A 6915-nucleotide genomic window follows, 5' to 3' on the forward strand; every position below is an offset into this window, starting at 1 on the left:
CCTCCCCTTCCGGGGAGGACGGCGGGCGCTCGTCGTCAGCGGCCGGGTGCCACGCGGCGCACCTTCAGCGTGTTGTCGGTGCGGGTGGTGGGGTTGCCGTCGGGGTCGTTCTGGACGCGCTCGTGCTCCTCGCTGAGCAGCACCTCCCACTCCCCGTCCGGGAGTTCGAGGGACGCGAGCACCTCGTCCGTCGTCGGCAGCTCCATGTCGGGGTGGTCGTGTTCCCAGGAGGGGAAGCCGGCGTGCCCGACGATCAGGAGCACACCGCCGGGCGCGACCACCGAGGCTGCCTGCCGCAGGATCCGCTCGCGCGGCAGGTCACCCATGGAGTGCAGGAACTGGGCGGAGACCAGGTCGTACTCCCCCTCGGGGAACGAGGCCCCCAGGTCGTGCCACTGCCAGTCGATCCGGTCCGCGACATCGGCCTCGGCCGCGTGGACCGCCGCGCGCTCCAGGGCGACGCGCGAGATGTCGGTGGCGGTGACCTTCCAGCCCCACCGGGCGAGCCAGACCGCGTCGGCACCCTCGCCGCAGCCCAGGTCGAGGGCGCGGCCCGGCTTGAGCCCCTCCACTTCACGGACGAGCGCGACGTTGGGGTTCCCGCTCCAGATCCGGCCGCTCTCGCGGTACCGGTCGTCCCACATCTCGGCGTCGGTCCGGGTGCTGTCGGTGGTCATCGAATCTCCTGGAATCCGTGACGGCGGTCTCCGAGCACACGCTCGGTGACCTGGCGCTCGGCATCGGCCGAGAATGGCACGCGACGGGCGTCGACCGCGCGGCGGGTGTCGTCCGTGACGAGGTCCATGTTGATCATCGACGCCGCCTTGAGCCCCGCGGCCGCCGCTCCGACGACCTGCTCCATGAGGTTGGCGACGTTACCGGCCACCCAGACACCGGGCACGTCGGTGGCTCCTGCGGGGTCTGCCGCGAGGTAGGTGCCGACGACGTGGTCGCCCATCGCCATCTCGGTGGGCACCAGCCCGAGGCTCTCCAGGACCGCCGACCGCGCGGTGAAGCGCGGCTGGATCACGACCGCCTCGCGCGGGATCACCATGCCCCCGGCCAGCCGCACACCGGTGAGCCGGTCGTCGGTCGTCTCCAGCGCGGCCACGGGGCCGTCCACCACGGAAATGCCCCGGGCGGCGAGCTGCTCGTACTCCTCGTCGGTGAAGTCGGGCTGCTCGTGGCGGAACAGCACCACGTCGTCGGTCCACTGCCGCCAGAGCAGCGCCTGGTGAACGGCCATGGGGCTGAACGCCAGAACACCGACGGGCCTGTCCCGCACCTCCCAGCCGTGGCAGTACGGGCAGTGCAGCACCTCGTTGCCCCAGCGCTCGGCGAGGCCGTCCACCGGCGGCAGCTCGTCGACGATCCCGGTCGTCACGAGCAGGCGGCGGGCTTCGACGGCGCTCCCGTCCGCCTGCACGACACGGAAGCCCTCGGACAGCTTCTCGGCCGAGACGACCTCGCCCCGGACGATCTCGGCGCCGTAGTCCGCCGCCTCGGCCCGGCCGATGGCCAGCAGCTCCAGGGGCGGGATGCCCTCCCGGCCCAGGTAGTTGTGGGCGTGGGACGCGGGCGCGTTGCGCGGGCTGCCCGCGTCGATCACGAGCACGGAACGCCGCGCCCTGGCGAGGGCGAGCGCCCCGCTCAGCCCGGCTGCCCCACCGCCGATCACCACGACGTCGTACCGCTGGTTCATCTCGCTCATACGGAACACCTCCTGTTACGGAAGATGGTGCGCGCGACCCCCCGGTTCGACAAGTTTGCTTGCCGAACCGGCAAACTCGCACCAGACCGTCTTCCCCGGGCTGCGCTCCCCCACCCCCCACGTGTCGGCGAGCGCCCCGACCAGCAGCAGCCCGCGCCCGTACTCCGCGTACGGAGCAGGGGCAGCCCCCCCGCGAACCTCGCCGCCCCCGCTGTCGTGCACCTCGATCCGGAGCACGTCCCCCCAGGTCAGCTGCACCCGGAACCCCCTCCCGGGCGGGACGCCGTGCACCAGCGCGTTGGTCGCGAGTTCGCTCACGCAGAGCAGTACGTCGTCGAGGTCCGCCTCGCACGCCCAGTCGAGCAGAGCCTCACGGACGAACTGGCGCACGAGGGGGACCGACCTGCGCTCCCGGCGGTAGAACGCCTCACGGAAGGAGACGAGTCGCGTTGATTCATTCACGGGACGATGGTCACAGAACGTCACTACTCTGGGTCACCGCGTCAGGTCGTACACCGCGTCTGTACGAGTACTGACGGGTCCGGCGGGGTTCGCGTACGGGGAGAGGCACGTCATGCACTCGGCAAAGAGGAACAAGCGGGTCACGTCCTGGCACGTCATCGGCGCTCAGCTCGCCGCCTTCCGCCGCGCGGCCGGGCACACGCAGACGTCCCTGGCCGACCGGTTCTGCGTCGGCGAGGACACGATCGCCTCGATCGAGCAGGGCCGCCGGCCACTCCAGGCGGACTTCGCGACGCAGCTGGACGAACTGCTGGAGACCAAGGGGGTGTTGCGGGTCGCGGTGGCGAAGGTGCCGCAGAAGGAGCGGTTCCCGGCGTTCGTGCAGGACTTCGTGGAGTACGAGCAGGAGGCGGTGACTCTGCTGTCGTATCAGAACCAGGTGGTTCCGGGGCTTCTCCAGACCGAGGAATACGCCCGGTTCGTGTTCTCCTGCCTCTATCCACCGCTCGAAGAGGAGCAGCGCGAAGAGTGGGTGGCTGCCCGGCTCGACCGGCAGCAGCTCCTCGAACGCAGGCCTCGGCCCATGCTCCACTTCATCCTGGAGGAGAGCATCCTTCGCAGCGAAATCGGGGACCCCGGCATGCGGCGCGAGCAGATCCAGCGCTTGCGGAAATGCATGGAACTCCCCTTCCTGGGGCTCCAGATCATGCCGATGAAGCTACCCAAACACGCCGGGCTGGCCGGTCCGATGGTCCTGCTGGAGACACCCGATCACGACCACCTGGCCTACGTGGAGGCACAGCTGACCAGTGTGCTCCACGATGATCCGGATGACGTCAGTGTCCTTCACCAGAAATATGGGATGCTGCGTTCGCAGGCGCTTTCCGTCGAGAACAGCGCGCGCCTACTGGACGACCTGCTTGGAGAGTCATGACTCGCGCGGCACACGGCACGAATCTCTCGTGGTTCAAGTCCAGCCACAGCAGCGACCAGGGCGGTGCCTGCCTCGAAGTCGCCTACGACTGGCGCAAGTCCAGCTACAGCAGTGACCAGGGCGGCGACTGCGTCGAGGTCTCCGCCCACCCCGCCGCCGTGCACATCCGCGACTCCAAGGTCACCGACGGCCCGGTCCTGACGGTACCCCCGGCCGCCTGGGCCGCGTTCGTCAGCGCCGCGGCTTAGCACTGTTACCAGCTCTTCGCCAAGAGTCCCACGGCGCCCGTGCCGGCGCCGAGTTCGGAGTTCCGGCAGTGCTTTTCGAAGTCACCCGCGGCGAACTCGCCGACATCTTCGGCGAGGACCGGCTCGCGGCCCTGCCCGCCACCGCCTTTCCGCCCTCCACCGCGGACACCGGGGGCGCCCGCCTCCTGCAGACCGTCGGCGTCCCCACCGGGACGCTCCACCTGCGTGAGCCCGACGAGGACTCCGGCCGGCTGCCCCTGGTCCAGGACGTCGTCCACACCGAGGGCTTCGAGGATGCTTCGGAGGACGCGGGCGAGTGGCCCGTCATCGGCTGGCTGCTCAATGCCCACCTCGCCCTCGACCGCGGTTCCGGCAAGGTGCACGCCTTCGACGCCGACGAGGAGACCGTGCGGGAACTCCACACGGACGTCTCCTCCCTCATCCAGGTCACCCTCCGGTTCCAGCGCCTGCTCGAGGAGTTCGTCTTCAGCGGCGACGCCCGCGACGAGGAAGCCGACTTCGAGCGTCTGGAGCGCGAGGTCGAGCGAATCCGTCAGGAGACGAGCTGCATCGACCCGCTCCCCTTCCAGGACGACGAGACCGTCTGGTCGGTGGTCGGAGAAGAGATCGCCGCGGGCCGGCGCTTCGAGGGCAACAGCCCGGGAGCCCGCTCGCTGTACGGGTGATTGCCGGCCGATGTCGCCCGTGACTCATCGGGGACCAGGCACTCAACAAGAGACTCAATGCCGTCTTCTCATAGCGGGTGGCGATGCCTCGCCACTGTTTCAAGCGGTTGATGCGGCGTTCGACGGTGTTGCGCTGCTTGTATGCCTCGCGGTCGAAGGCGGATGGCCTGCCGCCCCGGCTGCCGCGCCGCAGCCGATGGCAGCACTGATCGGCCGGAACGGGGATGACCGCCCGGATACCGCACTCGCGCAGGTGCTCGCGGGCGGAGGCGTTCCTGCCATGCCATCGGCAGCAGGACAGGCCGATCCGGGCCGGGGGCAGCCGAGGGCATCCACCCGACCGCATCGTCGGCCCGCCCTGCGCATTCGCCGGACCGGTCGCGCCGAGCGGCCTGCCCGGCCCGAGGGATGGCCCGAGACTCACCCGTGACCTGCGGGAAGTTCCACGACGGGGGTTACCGCGGGTTCCGTTGCCACGCGCACAGGATCGTCACCGAACCGACATACCGAGCGGTCGGAAACCCCCTTACACAGGAGCTATACCCATGAGTAACGTACGCGGACCACCAGCGCCACCCGCCCGTTCCCCGGGGCCGCAAGGAGCGAGATCGATGTCGTACCACCAGCCTTTCCCCGGCCCACCGCCCGTACCCCAGCACCGGAATGCCGGGCGGCACCGCCAAGAGGCGGCGTCGCAGTCCTGGGAGGGTGGATCGCCGTCATGGGACACCGATCCACACGCAGCCTGGGACTCGTCCCCGCGAGCGTGGGACTCCTCGCCGCAGGGCTGGGACTCCGCGCAGCAGCCCTGGGACGCGTCCCCGCAGCCGCAACCGCCCGCCGCCACCGACGATCGTGATGATCTGCACCGGCTCGGATCGGCTTACCGCAGGCTCCGCCGCGTCGCCACCTTCACCGCGCTCGGCTACTTCGTCATCTTCCTTTTCCTGTCCGGCTACGCCCCCTCGATGATGACCAGCAGCATCACCGGTGGTCTCACCACCGGTCTGGTCCTGGGGCTTCTCCAACTGCCCGTGGCGCTGGCTGCGATCGCGCTGTACGAGCGGAGCGCGCGCAACCACGTCGACCCGCTCGCCGCGGCGATCCGCGAACGCGCCGCGCAGGCGGCCGCGGCAGCCGCGCCCCGGCCAGAACGCCAGAGCCGCTCCGGACGCCCCGTGTGGCAGCAGCCCACCGGAGGTGCGCGCGCATGACCAGCTTCAGCTCCGAGGCCCAGACCATGTCGCTGATGGCGTTCATCGCGGTCATCACTGTCACGCTGCTGCTGTGCGTGATAACCGGCCCCGATCGTGACGACCTGGGCGATTTCTACACCGGCTACCGTTCGCTCTCCCCCGTGCAGAGCGGCCTCGCGATCGCCGGCGACTACATCTCCGCCGGCACCGTGCTCGGCACCATCGGCATCATCGCGCTCGTCGGCTACGACGGCGTCACGCTCGTCCTGAGCACCGTGCTCTCGCTGGTCCTGATGATGTTCCTGCTCGCCGAACCGCTGCGTAACGCCGGCCGGTTCACGATCGGCGACGTCTTCACCCGGCGTCTCCCCGGACCCGCCGTGCGGATCACCACGGCCGCGGTCACCCTGACCGCACTGCTGCCGCTGGTGATCTTCCAGCTCGCGGGCGCCGGCGATCTCCTCTCCGTCGTCCTCGGCTTCGACGCCGACGGCTTCAAGACCGGGGCGATCGTGTTCCTGGGCCTGCTGATGATCGCGTACGCGGCGATCGGCGGCATGAAGGGCACCGCCTTCATCCAGATCGTCAAGACCGTCGTCCTGCTCGGCGCGTCCCTCGCGATCGCCGCGCTCATCCTCAACCGCTTCGACTTCAGCCTGCCCTCCCTGCTGGACGCCGCCAAGCGCGGCAGCGGGGCGGGAGACGCCTATCTCGCCTCCGGTCTGCAGTTCGGCGGCAACGAACTCGACATGATCAGCACTCAGTTGACGGTCGTGCTCGGCGCCGCGGTGCTGCCGCAGATCACCATGCGCATGTTCACCGCACGCAGCGCGGCAGCCGTGCGGCGCTCGATGTCCTGGGCCGTGTCGACCGTTGTCGTGACCTGTCTGCTGATCGCCGTCATCGGCTTCGGCGCGGCGGCGATCGTCGGCCACCAGGGGATCGTCGCCGGCGACCCGCAGGGCAAGACAGCGTTCCTCATGGTCAGCCAGGCCGTCATGGGCACGGAGCAGACGACCGTCGAGACACTGCTGTTCACGGCTGTGGCAACAGCCATCTTCCTCACCCTGCTGGCCTCGGTCGCCGGGATCACCCTCGCCTGCGCCAACACCCTGGCGCACGACCTCATCACGCACGGGCTGCGCCGCAAGGCGCAACTGAAAGCCTCCGCAGAGATGGCCATCGCCCGGACCGCCGCGGCGGTCGTCGGGCTCGTGGCGATCGCGATCGCCGCCGGTGCACGGCATCTGAACCTTCAGGCACTGCTCACCCTGTCGTTCTGCATCGGCGCGTCCGCGGTCGCACCGGCCCTCATCTACAGCCTCTTCTGGCGCCGCTACTCACGTACGGGACTGCTCTGCACCCTCATCGTGGGCAGCGCCTCCGCGTTCATCCTCATGACCGGCAGCAACCTGGTGTCCGGATCGCCCCAGGCGATCTTCCCGGACCAGGACTTCAACTGGTTCCCGTTCACCACCTCGGGCATCCTCTCGGCCCCGCTGGGCTTCCTCGCGGGCTGGCTCGGCACGGTGCTCCACGGACGTGCCACGGGCGACCAGGGCATGCGGTACGAAGCGGTGGAGGAGACGATCCTGGCCGGCACACCCGCGGCGAACAGCGCTTCCGCGTCCTGACGCGCACGCCCCGACGAAAGGGCGCCCGGCCTGAAGTTCCAGGC

8 protein-coding genes and 1 pseudogene are annotated in these 6915 nt (G+C 69.7%); 5 read left to right on the forward strand and 4 right to left on the reverse strand.

Going from position 1 to position 6915, the window contains the following annotated elements:
• Positions 1-35: 35 nt before the first annotated feature.
• From ACFWFI_RS39345 to ACFWFI_RS39355, 3 genes are read right to left on the reverse strand one after another with little or no spacing between them, the layout of a single operon-like run.
• Positions 36-677 carry an SAM-dependent methyltransferase gene (locus ACFWFI_RS39345; RefSeq protein WP_387400213.1) on the reverse strand — a complete coding sequence of 214 codons (642 nt, stop codon included), beginning with the start codon at positions 675-677 and terminating at the stop codon, positions 36-38.
• On the reverse strand, positions 674-1711 hold the full coding sequence (locus ACFWFI_RS39350) for an NAD(P)/FAD-dependent oxidoreductase (protein WP_387400216.1): 1038 nt from the start codon (positions 1709-1711) through the stop codon (positions 674-676). Before ACFWFI_RS39350 ends, ACFWFI_RS39345 begins: the two co-directional genes overlap by 4 nt.
• Positions 1712-1726: 15 nt before the next feature.
• Entirely contained in the window at positions 1727-2173 is a 447-nt protein-coding gene (locus tag ACFWFI_RS39355; protein WP_387400219.1) for an ATP-binding protein, read from the reverse strand.
• Between the two features lie 112 nt (positions 2174-2285).
• Between ACFWFI_RS39355 and ACFWFI_RS39360 the strand changes: the two genes are divergently transcribed.
• The 3 genes from ACFWFI_RS39360 (at position 2286) to ACFWFI_RS39370 (ending at position 4041) form a co-directional block, all read left to right on the forward strand.
• The gene (locus ACFWFI_RS39360; RefSeq protein WP_387400222.1) at positions 2286-3107 is read left to right on the forward strand and encodes a helix-turn-helix domain-containing protein; all 822 of its coding nucleotides are present in this window, start codon (positions 2286-2288) and stop codon (positions 3105-3107) included.
• A complete protein-coding gene (locus ACFWFI_RS39365) occupies positions 3104-3355 on the forward strand; it encodes a DUF397 domain-containing protein (RefSeq protein WP_387400224.1) in 252 nt (83 codons plus the stop codon). The genes ACFWFI_RS39360 and ACFWFI_RS39365 overlap by 4 nt, the downstream gene beginning before the upstream one ends.
• A gap of 68 nt (positions 3356-3423) precedes the next feature.
• Complete coding sequence (locus ACFWFI_RS39370; RefSeq protein WP_387400227.1) at positions 3424-4041, forward strand: SUKH-4 family immunity protein; 618 nt, start codon at positions 3424-3426, stop codon at positions 4039-4041.
• A 58-nt stretch (positions 4042-4099) separates the two neighbouring features.
• Here ACFWFI_RS39370 and ACFWFI_RS39375 read toward each other — a convergent pair.
• Positions 4100-4303: pseudogene (locus ACFWFI_RS39375) on the reverse strand (IS5/IS1182 family transposase); the annotation flags it as partial.
• A gap of 349 nt (positions 4304-4652) precedes the next feature.
• On the opposite strand from ACFWFI_RS39375, the gene ACFWFI_RS39380 reads away from it, so the two are divergent.
• Complete coding sequence (locus ACFWFI_RS39380; protein WP_387400230.1) at positions 4653-5255, forward strand: DUF485 domain-containing protein; 603 nt, start codon at positions 4653-4655, stop codon at positions 5253-5255.
• Positions 5252-6871, forward strand: a complete 1620-nt coding sequence (locus tag ACFWFI_RS39385; protein ID WP_387400232.1) for a sodium/solute symporter — start codon at positions 5252-5254, stop codon at positions 6869-6871. The genes ACFWFI_RS39380 and ACFWFI_RS39385 overlap by 4 nt, the downstream gene beginning before the upstream one ends.
• The last annotated feature ends 44 nt before the right edge of the window (positions 6872-6915 follow it).

This window comes from Streptomyces sp. NPDC060209 (genome assembly GCF_042728155.1).
In the GTDB taxonomy this organism is placed as follows: domain Bacteria; phylum Actinomycetota; class Actinomycetes; order Streptomycetales; family Streptomycetaceae; genus Streptomyces.

Bases quoted from the DNA above. Each gene is read 5' to 3' on its own strand.
- ACFWFI_RS39380 (WP_387400230.1), top strand. From the start codon at position 4,653: ATGTCGTACCACCAGCCTTTCCCCGGCCCACCGCCCGTACCCCAGCAC.
- ACFWFI_RS39345 (WP_387400213.1), bottom strand. From the start codon at position 677: ATGACCACCGACAGCACCCGGACCGACGCCGAGATGTGGGACGACCGG.
- ACFWFI_RS39385 (WP_387400232.1), top strand. From the start codon at position 5,252: ATGACCAGCTTCAGCTCCGAGGCCCAGACCATGTCGCTGATGGCGTTC.
- ACFWFI_RS39360 (WP_387400222.1), top strand. From the start codon at position 2,286: ATGCACTCGGCAAAGAGGAACAAGCGGGTCACGTCCTGGCACGTCATC.
- ACFWFI_RS39350 (WP_387400216.1), bottom strand. From the start codon at position 1,711: ATGAGCGAGATGAACCAGCGGTACGACGTCGTGGTGATCGGCGGTGGG.
- ACFWFI_RS39365 (WP_387400224.1), top strand. From the start codon at position 3,104: ATGACTCGCGCGGCACACGGCACGAATCTCTCGTGGTTCAAGTCCAGC.